The 17,101-nt window shown below is 57.1% G+C and carries 18 protein-coding genes; 3 read left to right on the top strand and 15 right to left on the bottom strand.

The features are described from left to right. The first annotated feature begins 29 nt into the window (after positions 1 to 29). Positions 30 to 470: a DUF4913 domain-containing protein gene (locus ACRQEC_RS06175; RefSeq protein ID WP_284890231.1), complete on the top strand. Its 441-nt coding sequence runs from the start codon at positions 30 to 32 to the stop codon at positions 468 to 470. Between the two features lie 79 nt (positions 471 to 549). On the opposite strand, the gene ACRQEC_RS06170 is transcribed toward ACRQEC_RS06175, so the two are convergent. The 3 genes from ACRQEC_RS06170 to ACRQEC_RS06160 all read right to left on the bottom strand — a co-directional run bounded on the left by ACRQEC_RS06170 (position 550) and on the right by ACRQEC_RS06160 (position 2,702). After that, complete coding sequence (locus ACRQEC_RS06170) at positions 550 to 912, bottom strand: helix-turn-helix domain-containing protein (protein WP_284890230.1); 363 nt, start codon at positions 910 to 912, stop codon at positions 550 to 552. A 154-nt stretch (positions 913 to 1,066) separates the two neighbouring features. Beyond that, on the bottom strand, positions 1,067 to 1,906 hold the full coding sequence (locus ACRQEC_RS06165) for an MT-A70 family methyltransferase (RefSeq protein WP_284890229.1): 840 nt from the start codon (positions 1,904 to 1,906) through the stop codon (positions 1,067 to 1,069). 55 nt (positions 1,907 to 1,961) lie between these two features. Then, positions 1,962 to 2,702 (bottom strand): BglII/BstYI family type II restriction endonuclease, encoded by a 741-nt coding sequence (locus ACRQEC_RS06160; protein ID WP_284890228.1) that lies wholly within the window; start codon positions 2,700 to 2,702, stop codon positions 1,962 to 1,964. A gap of 245 nt (positions 2,703 to 2,947) precedes the next feature. On the opposite strand from ACRQEC_RS06160, the gene ACRQEC_RS06155 reads away from it, so the two are divergent. Beyond that, positions 2,948 to 3,718: a hypothetical protein gene (locus tag ACRQEC_RS06155; protein WP_435713541.1), complete on the top strand. Its 771-nt coding sequence runs from the start codon at positions 2,948 to 2,950 to the stop codon at positions 3,716 to 3,718. A gap of 43 nt (positions 3,719 to 3,761) precedes the next feature. On the opposite strand, the gene ACRQEC_RS06150 is transcribed toward ACRQEC_RS06155, so the two are convergent. The 11 genes from ACRQEC_RS06150 to ACRQEC_RS06100 form a co-directional block, all read right to left on the bottom strand. Further along, positions 3,762 to 4,640, bottom strand: a complete 879-nt coding sequence (locus ACRQEC_RS06150) for a DNA adenine methylase (protein ID WP_284890226.1) — start codon at positions 4,638 to 4,640, stop codon at positions 3,762 to 3,764. 7 nt (positions 4,641 to 4,647) lie between these two features. Beyond that, on the bottom strand, positions 4,648 to 6,069 hold the full coding sequence (locus tag ACRQEC_RS06145; RefSeq protein WP_284890225.1) for a hypothetical protein: 1,422 nt from the start codon (positions 6,067 to 6,069) through the stop codon (positions 4,648 to 4,650). A gap of 192 nt (positions 6,070 to 6,261) precedes the next feature. Continuing rightward, a complete protein-coding gene (locus tag ACRQEC_RS06140) occupies positions 6,262 to 7,041 on the bottom strand; it encodes a hypothetical protein (protein ID WP_284890224.1) in 780 nt (259 codons plus the stop codon). A 42-nt stretch (positions 7,042 to 7,083) separates the two neighbouring features. Further along, positions 7,084 to 8,844, bottom strand: a complete 1,761-nt coding sequence (locus tag ACRQEC_RS06135; protein ID WP_284890223.1) for a TraM recognition domain-containing protein — start codon at positions 8,842 to 8,844, stop codon at positions 7,084 to 7,086. After that, positions 8,834 to 9,160 carry a hypothetical protein gene (locus ACRQEC_RS06130; protein ID WP_284890222.1) on the bottom strand — a complete coding sequence of 109 codons (327 nt, stop codon included), beginning with the start codon at positions 9,158 to 9,160 and terminating at the stop codon, positions 8,834 to 8,836. The genes ACRQEC_RS06135 and ACRQEC_RS06130 overlap by 11 nt, the downstream gene beginning before the upstream one ends. Continuing rightward, entirely contained in the window at positions 9,153 to 10,619 is a 1,467-nt protein-coding gene (locus tag ACRQEC_RS06125; RefSeq protein ID WP_284890221.1) for a putative type IV secretion/conjugal transfer ATPase, read from the bottom strand. The genes ACRQEC_RS06130 and ACRQEC_RS06125 overlap by 8 nt, the downstream gene beginning before the upstream one ends. Beyond that, the gene (locus ACRQEC_RS06120; RefSeq protein WP_336620281.1) at positions 10,616 to 12,109 is read right to left on the bottom strand and encodes an SCO6880 family protein; all 1,494 of its coding nucleotides are present in this window, start codon (positions 12,107 to 12,109) and stop codon (positions 10,616 to 10,618) included. The genes ACRQEC_RS06125 and ACRQEC_RS06120 overlap by 4 nt, the downstream gene beginning before the upstream one ends. Then, the gene (locus tag ACRQEC_RS06115; protein WP_284890219.1) at positions 12,106 to 13,695 is read right to left on the bottom strand and encodes a hypothetical protein; all 1,590 of its coding nucleotides are present in this window, start codon (positions 13,693 to 13,695) and stop codon (positions 12,106 to 12,108) included. Before ACRQEC_RS06115 ends, ACRQEC_RS06120 begins: the two co-directional genes overlap by 4 nt. Continuing rightward, positions 13,683 to 14,414, bottom strand: a complete 732-nt coding sequence (locus tag ACRQEC_RS06110) for a DUF8175 domain-containg protein (protein ID WP_284890218.1) — start codon at positions 14,412 to 14,414, stop codon at positions 13,683 to 13,685. Before ACRQEC_RS06110 ends, ACRQEC_RS06115 begins: the two co-directional genes overlap by 13 nt. 44 nt (positions 14,415 to 14,458) lie before the next feature. Continuing rightward, a complete protein-coding gene (locus ACRQEC_RS06105; protein WP_274733723.1) occupies positions 14,459 to 14,755 on the bottom strand; it encodes a hypothetical protein in 297 nt (98 codons plus the stop codon). A gap of 10 nt (positions 14,756 to 14,765) precedes the next feature. Then, a complete protein-coding gene (locus ACRQEC_RS06100; protein WP_284890217.1) occupies positions 14,766 to 15,353 on the bottom strand; it encodes a DUF6668 family protein in 588 nt (195 codons plus the stop codon). Between the two features lie 103 nt (positions 15,354 to 15,456). Between ACRQEC_RS06100 and ACRQEC_RS06095 the strand changes: the two genes are divergently transcribed. Beyond that, positions 15,457 to 15,708, top strand: a complete 252-nt coding sequence (locus tag ACRQEC_RS06095; protein ID WP_284890216.1) for a hypothetical protein — start codon at positions 15,457 to 15,459, stop codon at positions 15,706 to 15,708. On the opposite strand, the gene ACRQEC_RS06090 is transcribed toward ACRQEC_RS06095, so the two are convergent. Further along, positions 15,666 to 16,958, bottom strand: a complete 1,293-nt coding sequence (locus ACRQEC_RS06090) for a hypothetical protein (RefSeq protein WP_435731879.1) — start codon at positions 16,956 to 16,958, stop codon at positions 15,666 to 15,668. The two genes, ACRQEC_RS06095 and ACRQEC_RS06090, sit on opposite strands and share 43 nt — an antisense overlap. Between the last annotated feature and the right edge of the window lie 143 nt (positions 16,959 to 17,101).

Here is a 17,101-nt window from a genome sequence, read left to right as displayed (position 1 = left end):
GGAGAAGCACACGAAAGGGAGGGAACGGGATGGCCGGACAAGAGCGAAAATTCAAACCAATGTATGGCGATGAATTCGAATTCTTCGAGAAATGGCTCGCACCAAACTACCGCAGGTCAATAAATACGGGCTGCGTGTGGTGTCCGCTGTGGTGGGATCACCCCGAGGCCCGCGTGCGGATGCGGGCCATGTGGGAAGCGTGGGAAATATACCGCTTCGAGCGGCCCGTCGGAGGCCTGGCTGCATGGTTCACCGACGTCGCCGACCCAATGATGAGAGTCTTACTAGACCCCAACAACGTGTTCAAAGGATGCACGGCGACGACGCACTACGCCCGCAGCGGCGTCGATCTTTCTTTGCCGTTCGTTTCTTTCACCCAAGAAACCGGAGAAGAAGTAGCTGCGAGGCGCGAAAACGCACCCACACCAGCGGCACCCACCCCGTCGATCTACTTCCCGGCAGTGAGGTAGATGCCGCAGCTGGTGTGTCGCTGGCGACGCACATGCGCGTGAACGATCAACTCGATTACTTTGCCGATGTCAATCAGGATTAAGCCCAAATGATTTTACGAGGTAATCCCTCGGCGGCACACGCGGCAAAAGCCGCAGTCACGAGCGCGTTATATTCGTGATAATCAAAAGATGCGTGCGGGTGTGCATCTGTATAAGATTTCTCGGTGCGGTAGTAGATCAAGGTTTCAGCATCTGCGTAGGTAGGATTCATGAGTCTATCGAGTTCCCCTACCCAATGGTCCCAGAACTCAAGGAGTCGTTTTGTAATGTCCTCAGGGACAGGACACCGCCCAGCTTCCCACAAATCAACCATGCGCTTAGAAATGCCGAGACGATCGGCAAGACTTGCGGTGCTGAGTCCCATAGCGGCGCGGGTTCCTTTGAATACCGCACTATCCATTAGCTCGCATTCCTTTCATATAAGCAGTCGGCCAGTTTGAAGCATGTAGCGATTCGATGAAGCTTATGTGGACAGTCACTTACTCGGTACCTGTTATTCGGCCGAATATATGCCGCACGTCCCGATCAACCCAGGCAAAATGGTTGCATTCACATTAATAGTGACGCCCGGGTTCGCGGAAAGTAACCCCGGAATCTTGCAATAACGTTCGTACCCGTGAAATCGAGTAACCGGTTTGCGAACTGATCTCGCGGATACTAGAACCCTGTTCGTATTCTTGGCACAACCTCGCTCCGACAGCTGCACGCAACTTCGGACTGAGCCTCTCGTGAGGTTCAACTGCAGGGACCAGTAAAGGACCGCCATGGTACCCGCGATGCGCTTTCCCGCGAGGTTCAACATCGGGAGAAGCCTCATCTCCCCACACCGTCCAACCTTCACGAGGATGCCGTGCGAAAAGTTCTAAGAAAGGCCCGGGAGAACACTGCTCAATCAGATCGTACTGTTCATCAGGTTTGCGAGAGTGCTCTCGTTTCCGAGTCTCAATCATGTTCACTTGACTGCGTGCAGGAGCAAGAGTGCGCATAGACCCCCGCACTCCAAAGAGGATAAGTTCGGTGACATTACGGAAGTAGAAGCCCACCCCGCGCCCATCGGGGCCTCCATCTTTACGGCGCTTAGCCCAAACAAGATTGGAAACATACCGGAATCCCCACGCAGACATGACTTCAAGACCTTCTGGCAACAGCGCATTCGGGACCCATAAATAAAGGTGTGAATTATCGGAGCATACGGACTCAACTGGTAAGGCCTTGATGTCGTCGAGACTCATCGTGGAATAACGGTCCAGGCGACGATGCTCTGGGGCTACTTTCCCGGTACGATTACGAAAACGCCAAGGCGGATCGGCGAGAATAGTTTTAAAGCCACCACTAATTCTAGGGAGTGGGGTGACGGTCGAATTCTCCCGTAACGGTTCAATCTGGTTCTGCACGCAAAAAGTATAACACAAGTAGATCTCATATGAGATCTACTTTGGGTATATCCGTCTATTGTTCGCCGAGTGTGCTGCCGTCTGAGAACCGGAAATCTTTGAGCAGGCACATGGGAAGACCACGGACTTTCTCCGGCTCTATCCCAATACACAGCAGAGGGCACTCCCCGCCGCCACCCATATCAATCATCGGTACGAGCTTGTTCCAATGCGTGGTAGATTTGCCATATTTCGTCTTAGGGAAATCGCCGTGATTGCCCAGGAACTCAAGAAGTTCTTGCAGTCGAGGTCCGCGGGTGACGATGATACCTACAGCGATGATTCCCTCTCGATGTAGAGCCTGGAAGTTATTTAGGTCTCGATGGAAAAACGGGTCTTTGTTGTTCCATTCCATCTCATCGGCGATACCAGGGTAGTCGCCATCGTCACCCATGGTGAAAACGTCTATCTCGTGGTTGCGAACCTTGAATACGGCTTGCCCGTCGACGAGCTTCTCAATAGTGACGTTGTGCTTCGACCAACCACGATCCGTGAGTCCTTGGTCGTGACGTGCCGTGTGCCGTGCCCGCGAGCCGCCACCCGCCTGAATGTCCTCGGCATAATCGATATAGAAAGACTCAAGATTTGAAACGATGTCGGAGAATTTTTGGGGGAATGCCTGCTGTAATATCACATCGGCGTAGCGCGTAACCCCGTAATGGTAACCGGAAGGCAGCTTGACCGTCGGGGGACGGACCGTTCCCGGTAGCTCAATATCGACCTCGACATCACTGCCAGGTACTTCGAAATCACTCATTCCTACAGTCTTTCAAGAACAGCGTCTCCGGTCGCGTTGGTTACGCTATGGACATTCGAGAGGATTCTATCAACTGCAACTGAACCTGGTACCTCCTGGAGTCTAAAATGGTGTTCTAAACTTGCTACGATAAATTGCATTACCATGCAGAATCTTCCGATTAATAATCCAGTCGGTGCTCTGTTTGCTTATGTCAGGGGTAAGTGTGGAGAGGTGCGAGTCTAGTGTCCGGTAGTAATGAACGAATGGATTTCCTCCAGGCTACACCTGAAGATATTTATAAAACATTCAAAAAGAGGCTTGAATGTCGCCCTGATACTAAGTGGTTCAATTGGCTTTGCGAGTTCGGTTGGTTAACCTGGCTTCTTTGTGCGAGTCGGTTTGTCTGGCTTAGATGGTCGAGGGCTTTGTTGTTTGTATGGCTGATACCTTTGTATGACCATATAGAACAGATAGATGAATCAAAAATAGAAGAGCTGCTGCCTCTCTACCTCTGGTGCCTTATTTTATCGGCTGTCACCCTTTGCGTTTTCATTATTTGGACAAATGCTTTGGTGGTAAACTATCGTGTTCCGGCAAAGCGATGTGTTGAAAAAACACTTCGTCAGTACGGTGTACGGAATCAAATCCAAGTTCTTGATTGGCTCAAAGAAAACACCCATTCTATGGGGAATCGATTCCTGGTGGCGGTGCAAGATCCCTGCTGGAAACGTCCATTGTTCGTTTCGCTTATATTTACTGCAGTTTTAGCGGGATGTTTCGCGTTGGCTTTGAATGTCGATGTTATCAACGAGTTTTTAAAATCCCCAGACCCCCCTCCGCTTGATGACTATGTAGGGCATCTAATGCTCCTTGTTATTGAAATCATCACGATATATTTTGTGTTGTTCTACATCCCCTTAACTCTCATGAGACTTAAAACTGTTACGACAGTTCTATTTGAGAATGCGCTCAATGATCTGCGGTTACAGTATCTGATCCTGGAACAGAACGGTGGCCCTTGCGAAATGAACTGAAGTTGTTCCTGATGGTTCCGCGACTGGTATCGGGTTTGGCTGTTTACTGAGTTTTTCTGATGGGGAGAGCTGATCTTGTTCGTGTTACCTCGAGGTCAGGTATAACTACATTCGGGGAAAAAGCGATGATCTCGGAGCCTAGGTGGTTCACGTTAGCGGTGTGGGCGATACCGAAGCGAGCCAGGCGGAATCCTTTATAAAGATTCTCGTAGATGAGCGCATCGTCATCGTAGGTGAGGACCCACGGGCATGTTATCTCCCGTAACGTATCTCGCAGTGCAGTGTGATCGTCGAGCGAAAAGTCACTCATGTATAGCTTCTTACCCTTTGCGAGGTAAGGGGGGTCGACGTAGAAGATAATGTCTTCTTGCGCTTCCTGATAGCGGGAGAGGAACTCTTTGGCGTCTTTCTCGGATACTTCGATTCTCGAGCCGAGGCTACCGATCAGTTTGATGCGTTCCGCGAGGTTGGCCTTGTTGTAGCGTGCATCAATCTTCCACTTGCCGTTCTGATCTAAGCCCCCGATAGGTGCGGCGCTGAGAATGCCTGACCTGTTGGTCCGGTTGAGGAAAAACGCGGCGAAGCCAAGCGCTAGATCATCATAAGCGGTGGGGTTCCGGTAGATTTCCCGCTGTCCATGCCACGTATCAATGGTGACCGGAGTGGTCTGAATGATAGAGACTAGCTCATCGGAGTGTTGCGTGCATATCCGCCAGAAGGCTGCGATTCCGGGGTTGGCATCATTAATTAGGAGTCGGTCGACGTCGCCGTTGACTAGCAGGCGCAGTCCTGCGCCGACTCCGCCGGCGAAAGGCTCGCCGTACGTGCGCACCCTAGAGGGTTGACTGGCGATAATCCGGCTGAGGAAAGGGTAAAGCCTAGCTTTGCCGCCGGGATATCGCAGTGGGGATATGTACTTCACTGTATTATCATGGCAAATTTTCGCTTGTGTGGCCACTGTTTATGTCATCGTCGAGTGTCTTGCCTGCTTTGAGTCGCTCAACCAGGAAGTGTACGAGAGGGTGCCAAAGTATACTCATCGTCCGTACGGTTGCCCCGTTGCCCACCCATGTTGATGAGTGGACAAAATCGTGCGCCTCGGCGATCATAGCCTCTACCGAGGTCTCTAGCATGCACATCTTGTCGTAAAGCATCTTGAATCCCTCACTTTTGTACTTATTTTCATCATGTTTCTTAACTGATTCAAGTATGGTTCGGACATTTTTTCTTAGCGTTGTTTCTTTGGAAGGTTTGACGTAAGCTTCGGTGAGTAGCTCGACCAGAACTCTAATGGTTATACCAATAATATCGGGAACTTCGTCGAGATTAAGTTTTTGGGCTTGCGCGGCAAGTTCATGGATTCGATCAGGTAAACCTGAGAATTTTATTCCATCAAATAAGAATCTGATGTCTTCCTTCGGTTTAGGGGTATACGTGCGTCTGGGGGTGGAGACGGTGCTAGTTTTCCCTTTCTCGTCGGGCGTTCTCGCAGCTTTAGCCGGTTGTTCACTTACCAGTGACGGTAGCTGCGGAGGCAATAAACTAGGCTGTGACTCGGGAAGTAGCGGTTCAAGCTCTTCCTGGACATAGATGGTTACCTGCTGATTATTATGAAGCTTCCGTGAATTGATTTGCTCTTCAGCTATTTCTTGCACAAGATGCTTGAGCGCTCGTTCGAGTTCACGTGATGACCATTCTGAACTAATTTCGCCATTCGTGAGCTTCATTTTGAATTTTTCGCGGAATTCCCTTTTGGTCAATCGATTCAAGAAGGACCATTGACCAGCTTTCGCTTTAGCAAGTAGCTCTTTCCAGTCAGGACTTTGATATTCGCGATCCATCCATATCCATAATTCACCCCCAAATTGACGTTTTTTACCGTTTTGGCGGCGATGCCAATATTTTTCTTCGGGGTCCCAGGCAACGGTTCCCGCACCGTCCATCGGACCCTGGTGCTTAAGCTCGATCCAATGCTTGAGGCTCTCGCGGGACTCGTAGACATCGCATTTGATAGTTTCAAACAGGGTGAGATCAATACTGTTATGTATCTTGGTGAATTCAGACCTGTATTGCTCTGGCGCGTATTCAGGGTCAAGTATGGCTCTGATAGCAATAAGCCGACGATTGCCTTCTAAAACGATATAACCTCCGTTTTTAGGATCGGGGATAACGTAGGGACGGTCGGAAAAATTTAGCCCGTTGCTCGCAATGTCTTGGGCTAGTTTGACAATCGTATGCCCCACTTTACGCCACATGGCAGAGTCGGGCGATTCGTTTGAATTACCGGTAAGGATCCGAGGATTCTCGGGGTCTAAAGAAAGCTCACTTACCCAGATATCTTGCTGATCCATAGCATCATCTCTCTGCAAATGCGCCTAGCGGCGGCAATCTTTCCCATCGCAACAGACAATCGGCGCGGCCGTACTGTCATCGTTTTGTGCGCTTCTTCGCTCAAGAAGCGAGATAACGCACAAAACAATCACGTGAGATCATGCTAACCCATGACGCAAGATGAACCCATAGGATCGACTTTCCACAAAATGCTACTGAGCCAACGACGCCTGCTCACTGGCCACGCTCGTTGCCTTCGGCTTCTTCTTGCCGGGCATCGCGACTGCGTCCGCTCGTGCGGCCGGGTTACCAGGGCAGGCGGCCTGCACGCTCAATTCGCCGGTGAGTGCTCCTTCGCCGGTAGCATCGCCGAATTTGACACCGGCGGCTGCGGCTTTCTCCCGCATCTGCGCTATCCTCTGCTTCATCGCCTCAATACCCAAGACCGGCGCGACAGGCTCAGCCGCCGCCTCACCCTCCACACCAGCACCCGGCACACCAGCCCTCGGGGTGGTTGCGGCCGCGTTAGTGGCGGCCGCTGATGTCTTCTCCGACGCCGCCACGTCAGGCTTGGCATCAAGCGCGGCGGTGAGCCGGTCTACCTGCTCCTGTGTGAGCGTGTCGGTGTCGGCACCGTCGATCATGTCGGCGGTGATGCCGTGGTCTTCCAGGAAAGACGAAACACGCGCATGTGCTTGCGCCGCCAGCGGATCGGCCCCGGCATATTTCTTTGCTAGGCCATACATGCGGGCAATATCGAGAGCGCTAGCGCTATCCCACCATCTCTCGTTGTTTGCTTGAGCAAGGAAAGGACGCGCCACCCCCAATTGCGCGGTGAAAGCCTGCTGGGCGGTGGCGGCGCGCTGTGCCGAGCGTTGCACATGCGCGGCATACTCGGTCTGTACGCGCGCCACGATCATTGATGCCGCCTTCAACAACGCCGCCAAGCTTTCGGCAGTTTCGTCCATGATGTCTTCGGTCTGCTCACTCATGGTGTTCTCTCTTTCTTTGATCTCAATAAATAGGGTTGTTTGTTAGTTGTTCCAGGCATCCCGCACCCCACCAGGCACGGTGTTGGTCGGTGTGGCGTTCGAGCCGTAGCGGGCAATAGACTCCTCCACCAGCTCTTTCTTATCTCCCTCGAACCACGGCAACAGCCGGATGAGCGTGGGTCGGGATTTTGAGGCGAAAAGCCAGGCACGCCAAGCCGGTAGCGCCGCCAGCTCCGCCTCGCTAGCGATAGGCACTTCGAGCGAGTTTTGGGAGATAGAGGTCGATCGCACCCCCTTCGAGAGCGACGTGGAGCGTTGGGAGGTGCGATAGGTGCCGATAAGCTTCGAGATTTTCGCCAGGATCTCGGTCTCTTTCACACCACCCGCATAAAGCACGTTATTCGCCGCGGACCAGAGCACGTTCATCCCTGCTTCACCCCACACGCTCACCCCTTGCGACCAGGATTGCAAGATCGTGTGGAGGCAGATGCCTTTCGAACCCATGTGAGAGTAAAGCCGCGGCAACTCCCGCCACGGGCACACGTTCGCGGCTTCGTCGAGCACGACCATCATTGGCGTAGAGAGCCGCCCGCCGCGTTGTGCTTGTGCGTAGTTTTCAGCCGCCAAACAGGTTACGGCCGTCAGGGCCGCAACCAGCGGGGAGATTGCTGCGCCGTCGACGGACATCGAGAACAAGGCTTCGCGGGTTTGCACGAAGACTGCGGGGTTGAATTCCGCCCCGCCACCATCCCACCAGGTGCGCGTCTCGGGGTCGCCCACCCATTCCAAACCACTACGGGCGTGCGCCCACATACCGCCTTTCGTGACGGCGGGCAAGTCTATTTGTGCACGGAGTAGCGCCGCCAACTCGCTCATCCCGTGGTTACGAAGAATGTCTATCGGTGTTTCATCCAGAGTGGATTGCACCCATGCATACACATCGGCCATGGAGCGGTGCTCAAGCGCGGCCGCGGCAAGCAAACACGCGCGGATTTGTTCCCCGCCGCCATCCCAAAAGCTGTCATAGGTTTTGGTGGTGCTGCCAGCCCTGGCCGCGTCCCCCAGCACTTTCGCTAGGTGGGTGGCGCGCGAGAAGAGGCTCCCGCCATAAGCAGCGTTGGTGAGGTAGGTGAGGGGATTCCACCACATCGTGCCTGGTTTTTGCAAGATGTTGCAGGGGTCAAACACCCACACCCGTTCCCCCAGTTGCTCGCGTGCATAGCGGGTGGCGTCGACGAGGTCGCGCTTATTCGATGTCGCGAGCACGCATCCGGGCGCCTCGAGAAGCAAGGGGATGGCGTAGCCGGCTGTTTTACCACCACGCGGCCCGGACAACATCAAAGAGACACTCTCAAAATCACCATATAAGATCTCGCCGGTGTCTACCGCCCGCCCAAGCTTGTAACCTACGGGGTTATCTCCTGTGATGCCCAGGCGCTGGGCTTTCTCGGCAACGACAGCGCGTTGGAGGGCCTGGCGCGCAGAGCGCCCGCCGGTCAATCTGGCTTTGTTGTCTCCTCGTACCCGCCGTCCCCGCACCCGGTACACGCGCCAGGAAACCACCCCGGCGATAGTCAGGACAACGCCCGCGAAAAGCCCGGCGATCACCCACGTTGTTCCGCTCACGTGGAGCTTGCCGGTTGCCAGGTAGATGACGAGCACAAGCGGATTAAACGGTACGGCTTCCCCGGTGATGAGGCCGGCTAGGAAAAGGGATAAACATAGGCACACGCCGACGCCGATAGCGGTGAGGGTTGCGATCAGTACGCCGGTATCGCCGGTTGTTCCGGGCTTATTGTTCATGCCAGTCCTCCGAGGCGTTGGAGCCGTTACGCTGTTGTCCGGCCCGGGTGAGGTAGCGCAGGAGATGCCAGGTGGCCCGCCCTGTCAGATCAGCGAAAATAACCGCGAAAAAGATGCCCAGGGTCAATGTTTTGGCTGTTATTTGTCCGCTAAGTAGAGCGGACATCATACTGAACGGGTAGGTGGGGATGTCCTCCCCGCTGGCAAAAGATGCCAGTAAGAGTCCGGCATAGAGGGTAGAAAGGATCCCGAGACTGATCGAGAACCACACCCGACGCGGAATGGGGCGGTGGAAGTGGTTATTGTTGTTATTCATGCCATCTCCAAGAAGTATCAGACAAATCTCGCTCACACGGGGTGAGGACACATTCGGCTGGAATGCCGGGCTGCCGGCCGACCTTAATAAGGAACCGCCCCCGACCAACCGGTGCCGAAAGCCTGCCGGTGTCGGGGTCAAGGCTTCCAGGATCCTGCCAGGACGTGAGTACGTCTTCCTCCGCGGAATTCAGGCGTACGGCACCGCGAAGCAAACCCATTTCACGCTCAGGCAGGCCGCCGAGCAAGCACACGCCGGCACGCTCCACAAACCCGCGTGCCTTGGCTCGGGCTTGCTCGGAAGCTAGGGCTTCGAGGTCGCTCATCGTGTGGGTGATCATGGCCTGGCCTACCGCCCATTGGCGGTTGAGGCGGGTGAGGGCGTCGACGGAGTCGACCATGCCCTCCCCAGCGCGCAAGACGCGCCAGAGTTCGTCCATGACCACGAAAAACAGCCTGCGCGTGTCTATACCGGCGTCGGCGAGCATGTTCGCCGTCGTAATATTCCCGAACCCATACGACCAACACGCCAGCAACACTGCAGCCTGCAATGCTTCATCCGCACCCGACACCGCGGAGACATCAAAGACCACGCTACGGTCCATCCGCATAGGCGTGGTTGTGGGGGCGGCGAATATCTGCCCAAAACGCCCACCAAGCAAAGCCATCAGTGACGCCTCGAGAGCCTCCGTGACTTCTAGGTAGCGGTCGATGGAGCCGCGATCAAGTGCCGCGAGTCGTACGTCGTCTGGGGCTGCCCGGACAATAGTGAGGATGTCGCCGATTACCGGCACGCTTCCCGGATTATGGGTATCCCACACCCGCAAGGCCCGGTCAAGGATAGTCCTTTCGCGGTCGGTAATACGTTCCCCGCGCACCAGCTCAACAAGAGAGGAAAGCATGGTGAGCTGGCGAGCATGAGCACTATTCAATAGATCGAGGCGGGCCTGCCCGGTGAGCTGGCTGGCGGCTGCGGGCGTGTTTCCGGTGTCTAGTGGATTCAGGCTCACCCCGCCGCGGCCGATGGTGATGCACTGGCCACCCATAGCCTCCACCAAATCCACATAATCCGGCTTCAAATCACCAAGGACCATTGTGGAAACCCCGAAACCCGCCAGGCCGAGGCTGATATGCCGCACCGCTGAGGACTTACCCAAACCCGGTAGGCCGAGGACAAACATGGAGGGGTTGGAAATCATGCCCGCCCTAAACCAGCTAATGGGATCGAAACAGACCGGGGAGAGGCTTCCGCCTTTCTCGCACTGGCCGAAAGGCACGCCAATCAAGGGGGCTGGCGCGCCACTAGCGAAAGGCCAGAGGCCACATACCTGCACCGAGGTGCCGCGCCATTGCGGGAGCGTAGGAACGTATGCTTGCCGGCCGCCCCCGCGCCCAGTAAACCCACGCGAACCAGGCACCCGCCCGTTCATTGAGGCCGCGGTATTGCTTTGGCTGGTCATAGTGCCTCCCGAACACTCTCACTAATCACGGAATAACGCCCTGGCATAATCCCCAAAGGTAGTGAGATCGCGAAGGCGGCATCTTGCCCGCCATAGCATTTACGGATCCGAATCCGCGCGCTAGATGCCAACGACCCCACCGCATCGGCCATGTCTTTCACGTCCCCGGCATCGCGCAGGGTGGTCGCGGTGATGATCATCCCGAAATTCTCTAGCCCAGCGCCCGCGGCTTCCTCAGCCGCCGACGCCATAGCGTGAGCCAAGGCAACCTCATCACGCGCCCGCACATTCGCGGCTGACGAGACCCGCACCGATGCCGCGTTTTTGTCTTTCTCCACAATTTCGCCCGCGCGTCCGGCCTCGATAGGCCGATACAAGAGAGCCACGCGTTTGCGGGCAATACGAGGAGAAGGCGCGAGCAGCGAGGCAAGGATATTGGATTGGACTATTCCGCGTGGGGCTGCGCTCATAACCCACGACACCGACACCGCGTTGTCGTGGACAAGATTATCCCAGTTGGCCTGCGTAGCACTCGGCCCAACCTCATTCCACCCCAAGGTAACGGCCTCGCCGCTGGCTAGGGCGTCGTCGAAAATCTCTTGAGCATCCGGGTCATACGCAAGCCGCACTAACCGCCCCACACCCACGGAATCTAAAGGACGCACAAACCCCGCGCCCGTACCAGTCAGCGCCTGGGAAAGGGAAGGTAGGCGGGTGGCGAGTTCCTGACCCGCCGCCTCAAGGTCCAGTGTTTTCCCACTACCCTTACCCAAATGATTCTCAAACGTCAGGGTCACGTAGGCCCGCAGGGACGCGGAACCATAGGGGTAGATGTCGGCTACCTCGGAAAGCATTTGCTCAGCGAGCGGTGGGATGTTTTCTGCTTTGTTTGCGGTGATTTCCCGCTGGAGGCGCGAGCCGGTATCGGGGGCGGATTCAACGACGACGCTCGCACCGATCAATCCTGGTTCTTCGCCCAGGCGCGCTAAAAACTGGCCCCAGCGCGCCACCCACGTGTCGACTTGGTCTTGAGTGACGAGGGATGCTCCCTCACTCTCGCAAGCAAACACGACCGCGAAAGTGCCCGTTTTTCCGGTGGTTGTGACGGCGAAATCCCGTCCGAAACCATCCACAAAATCAGCCACCCTCGTGGGTGCGAGAATACCCGGGAGCATGAACGGGCCACCCGTTATGCCGAGTGGGCCGCCGCGGTAGAGATTCTCACCGCGTCTGCGCGAGCGCCAAAATCGCATTCTTTCTCCAATCTTCCCCGCCAAAGACACGGAGTGCACGTCTTTGCGGGCAAACAACAAACCAAGCGAGCCACAGATGGTACCGAGTACCAGGGCGGGGATAATCCCAGCAATAATCTGCACCAACACCATCAAAATCAATAGCGCGAAGACACCGACGGTGAGCGCCCCGGAAAGCCTGCCTATCCCGGGGGCTTGGGGCCGCCTCCAATGCCCATAGGTTCTGGGTGTGCTCATGCTTGCTCCTCACTCTCGTCCGCACCGCTGGCTAGGTTCGACGTGAAGGCGCCGGTCTGGCGGGCCTTATCGAAAGCGCCCCGGCCGGGCTGCCGGGTGGGTAGGGCGAAAGGCGAGGCCGGTTTCGCGGGCGGGGTTGGGGCTGCGCCGCTAGCCTGACCACCCGCCGACGCCGGAGGCGTGGGTGGGAGTGTGGGTGTCTGTGCCTGCTTCTTCGCCGCCCGCGCACGCCGCGACACCTTCTTCCCGCTGTCTGTATTCGGTGCGGGTGCGCTGGTCGCACCACTAGCCGCGCCACTCCTACTCGCCGGGCCTGTCCTGCTAGTCCCGGTGGTTCCCGTGGTGGCTGCGCCGGTCGCACCCACACCACCACTACCACCGCTCGCAGCACCAGTGGTGCTTGTTTTTGCGGCGCGGGCGGCCCGGACTTTCGAAACCCCACCCCGGGCTGCGGCTACTCCGCCGCGCGCAACCTTAATCGCGCCCGACGCCACCAAAGATCCCGCTGCTCCGCCGAGGCCGGCCGCGATACCACTCATCCCCGCGCCTGAACTCATGGAGGCGGTTGCGGGGACCACAAAACGCATCAGGGCGGGCATAGCAAACCCCGCCAAGCACAGCACACCCACACCAACCAAAATCGTGGTGACGGAATTCGTGAGCGAGCTGTCGTCTCCGATGGCGGCTTTCATCTGCTCCAGGACACACTGCTGATATGCCTCGAGCTTCGCTTCGTCGAACGTGCCGCAGGCTTCCTCCACCCGCGCGGTCATGGTCGGCGGACTACCCGACGAGATCAGCCGCATCCCTATCGAGAGGATGATCGCGAACGCCGGCTTATAAAGCAAGAAAGCAATAATCCAGGTTTTTGTTTTCTCAAACCACTGCCGCCCCACCGCGGTGTTGGTGGCCGCTGCCGAAAGCGGCAAAATACCAATCAACAACACCAAGAAAGAATCCCGACACAACAGCAAAATCAATGCTAGGAGGGTGCCGAGTAGCATCGCCGCGAGCAAGAAGATCGTCAGGATAGCGAGGTTCGTGCCCTCATCAATCATCACATTGATCGCAGCCTGAACACTCTCCATCGACCCCGACGAAGCCAAGAGCCAGCTTGAAAAAAGGGAAGATGCCTCCATGAGGAGCTGGACGACTGTCACGCCCGCGCCGCTTACGATCACTAACTGGATGACTGAGGCGAGCATGTCGCGTAGGGGTTCACCGCGGCGATGCCACGCCATCGACCCCGCACCCACCAGCACACCGAGCAGCATGAAAAGCCCGGTTGCGTAGGAAAGCGAGTCATGGATCCAGGTAATCGCCTCCGTATCCTCCAAATTCAATCTTGGGTTGGAGGATACGAAGCCTACGAGAAACTCGAGGAGCCACATTGAGGCTGCGGCCATTGCTTCAGCGAGCAACTCAACGACAGAACCGACGAGGGTTCCAATGCCCTTGCCAACCCAGGCGAGCGGGTTCAGGATATTCCAACCGCATATATCCGTCACGCAGACAGACGGTGCTGGTCCGCCGGGCACCCACATTGGCGCGGGCGCGAGGTAATCAGCGAAAACTACCGTGTCCATAACACCCACCCAGTCGAGAGCGGCCGGTCAATGACGGTCAAAACCGTGCTCATTTCCGCCACCGGCCGTGTCCGCCACGTCTGTTCCTTTTTGTCATAGACAAGGTCGAGGCTGCGCCCAAACACCACGCCCGGCTTCGCATCCAGCATGAACGCCACCCCGACACTCGCCTTGTCTAGGTCGTAGTCGAAGACCTGAAAACCAACAAGACGCGGCGCGGGAAGCACCCGCCCGGCTAGCTCACCCGCCGCCTCCAACAGCACCTTTTTGTCTGGGCCGTCAGCCAAGAGTTCGTCGAGAACCGTTTGCGCGTTTGGGCCACCAACAGACGACAGCGACACGTAGTTGAGTGCGGCGAGGAGCGCACCTTTAGGCGTATTCGTATAGCCACGAGCCACAGGGGTCTGCTCGCACGGACCCGCGCCCGGAAGCGTGGCTAGCCGCACCCCGAGCGGCCCGTCCTGCCAGACCGGCGTGAAATTCCGGTCTGGTAGCGCCATGTCACTAAAATCCAGACCACACCCAGGCACCGCCGACGCCTGCGGCGCGGGAGCCGCGGTGGCAGGAACGGAGGGGACCGGCCCGGGCGCAGACTCACTGCTCGGCGTCGCGGGTGCGATGAGCGCCCACACCACCGCCACCACGCCAGCAACTACGAGTAGGCCGCCTATCGCTAGTCCTACACCCAGGCCCCGGCCTGGCTTATTGTCTTTACTCATGCCTGTCCCCTCCAATCTTTTCCTTGTCTCGGCTTCGTGGGTGCTTATAGGGTGATGAACGCGCCGATAAGCGAGGTGGCTGAACCAATCAACACGAGCGCCGCCAAGACCCACAACAGCCCCTTGGCTTCCTCAAGGCCCTCACCATGCCTTGCGTTGATGGCGAGCTTGCCCGCAACAATAAAGATTCCGAGCAAACACAAAACGCCTGCACCCCAGGCCACATACCCGAGAATCTGCGTGATTTTCTCCGTTCCCGGGGGCTGGGTCGGTGTCACCTCAATAAGCGGTAAAAGCGCCGCGTGAAGGTAGGCTTCCAGGGCCGATAGTTGTGTAAACATGTTTTCTCCTTTAGATACCTAGGGACACCCCACCAGCGGCGGGGATACTGTCAATAAAAACTTCTGGTTCTTCGCCCGCGCTTGCCAGGGAGCGCAGTTCTTGGATGGCCTTATGTGCGGCGAGCTGCGGGTCTTCTCGCCCGAGCCTTATCGCCTGGCTGTAAGGGAGTCGCCAGGAGGCCGGAAACACGGACTCCGTCAAAGCCCGCTGGCGGGCTAGCTCACGCGGCAAGCGCCCGGGCTGATCAGCAACAAGCACAAGCCCGACACATTCGACGCCGCTCACGCGGCCACCAAATACCGCCGCGGCGCACTCACGCGCAGCATTCATGCTGGTAGCGGTGGTGCGGGCAACCACCACACACCGCGCCGCCTGCGGGGCCGAGACCGGCCACGCACGCCCGAAGTCAACCAACCCGCACAACGCAGCCATGGTGGTCGTGCCCACGCCACCACTCGCACCCACCGCAAACACCGCCGTGCTCGGATCCGTCCATACACACGGCAGGAAAGTGCCTTCGCCTGGCAGGTCAGGGAGCTGGCCCCAGGGCAAGGCAAGCCCGGCCCGCGCGGGTTGTTTCGTTTTGTGTTTACGCACCAGCGCCCACCTCCTGGGAAAACTCATTGGTCGTGTGCGTGCAAAGCCCCCTAGTTAGTAGCACCGCAAAAAAGAGCAGTGCATCAAGAAAAGGAGGATGCTCATGAGTCAGGAAAAAATGGGATGGCCACGCGTGGTCGAAACCACCATCGAAACGATCTACGCCGTCACTAGCGACCGGCTCCCGCCCTTCGTTCAGGAAGCCACCTGGTATACGAGCCTGGACGAAGCCCGAGCCGCAGCAAGAAAGAAAGCCGGCATCGTATGGACGACCAGCCTGGTCACTACCTCTTCTATCAGCGAATGGGAGATTCACGAAACCACCCCCGATACGGGAGAATCTGAGGAGAGTTGAGAAGGACACCCTTCCACAATGATCTTCAACCGGAACTCTTCCTTCTCCGTGAACGAGCGGCGCCCACGCGCGAACCCTAGTAAAAAAGAACCTTCCGCACCTTCCCGGCGTGACCCGTTAATAAGCCCCATCCACGCCCCGATAGCGTTTTTGCTAATCCCCAAACGCGCCAACTCGCGGTCTTCCCGAGCGTGCGTCGTCCGAGTGTGAAAACCCCACTGTGCGGAAAGCTCAAGCATCCGCCGCATTCCATGCCAGGCGACACCCTGGTCAACACCGCGTGCCACCAGCTCGCCGACCAAGAACTGTGCGCCCGCACTCCATCCCGCCGCGTCCTCAAGCAAAACCCGAGAATCCCCATGCTCGTAATCTGCCCCACCCGAAGCACTCCCACCTGCCTGTTCCTCGAAACTGGTGCCCTGGTAGTCCACCGGCTCGGCCGGCATATCGGCTTCCAAGAATTGCCGTACCGCCCGGCTGATCGCGTACGCCCACCGAAAACGCGCACCCACCACCTCACGCGTACGCGTACGCATAACCTCCCACACCCGCGAGATGAGATCCCCTACCACTTCATCGAAACCAAGCCACGGGTACTGCCTAACAAGAACCGCCAGCCGAGAGCGCGCCCGTACCCTAATCGCCATCGAAAGGCGCTCCACAACAGCCTCATCACCCCAACCACACCCATCCAAATACTTCAAAACCATGGCCAAGCCGTCATTCGTAAGCGGATCCGCCACCTTGACATGCGCGGGCGTGGTAGGCGCGTGGTCAGTGCCAGCAGTGCCAGCAGTGCCAGCAGTGCCAGCAGTGCCAGCAGTGCCAGCAGTGCCAGCAGTGCCAGCAGTGCCGGCCATGCCAGCGTCGCTGGCGGCCGTGGTGGACAGTGTTGTCGAAATAATCCGCAAACCACGCTCTAACTCACCCGCAGCCGAGACCGGCGCGGTGGCATCGTCTAAATACTCGCGAGGCGCAAGAACACTAAAAGCAGTGCCGGTGGTGGATTCTTGCACCGCGAGCAGGCCCGCATCAATAAGCTCGGCCAATGCTTGCGTAAAGCTGGATTTGTTCAATCCTGCGCGTGCCTGTAAATCCGTAGGCGTCAGGATACATACCCCAGCCGGATCAGCAAACAACGCCACAATGCCGAGGAGGGCGAGAGCATTTGCGGTGGTGCGTCCGCCTTGCTCAAGTGCCCACACGCCAAGCCGCTCACCCACCAGCGCCACCTCCTCACACGGATACACAGGGTTAATAAAAAGGAAGAAAAAGATAAAGAAAAGAAAGGGAAAGAATAGTGTGGTCACCCCACCGAGGACGGGGGAGGGTGTGCCCGCACCCACAACAGAGTGCGGGCACACCACTCACCTACCTACCTATATGTAGGAGG

Origin of the sequence: Actinotignum saccati (genome assembly GCF_051265055.1) — a bacterium.
Taxonomy (GTDB): Bacteria; Actinomycetota; Actinomycetes; order Actinomycetales; family Actinomycetaceae; genus Actinotignum.
Note: the sequence above shows the minus strand (reverse complement) of the source record. Positions and strands in the feature narration are given on the sequence as shown.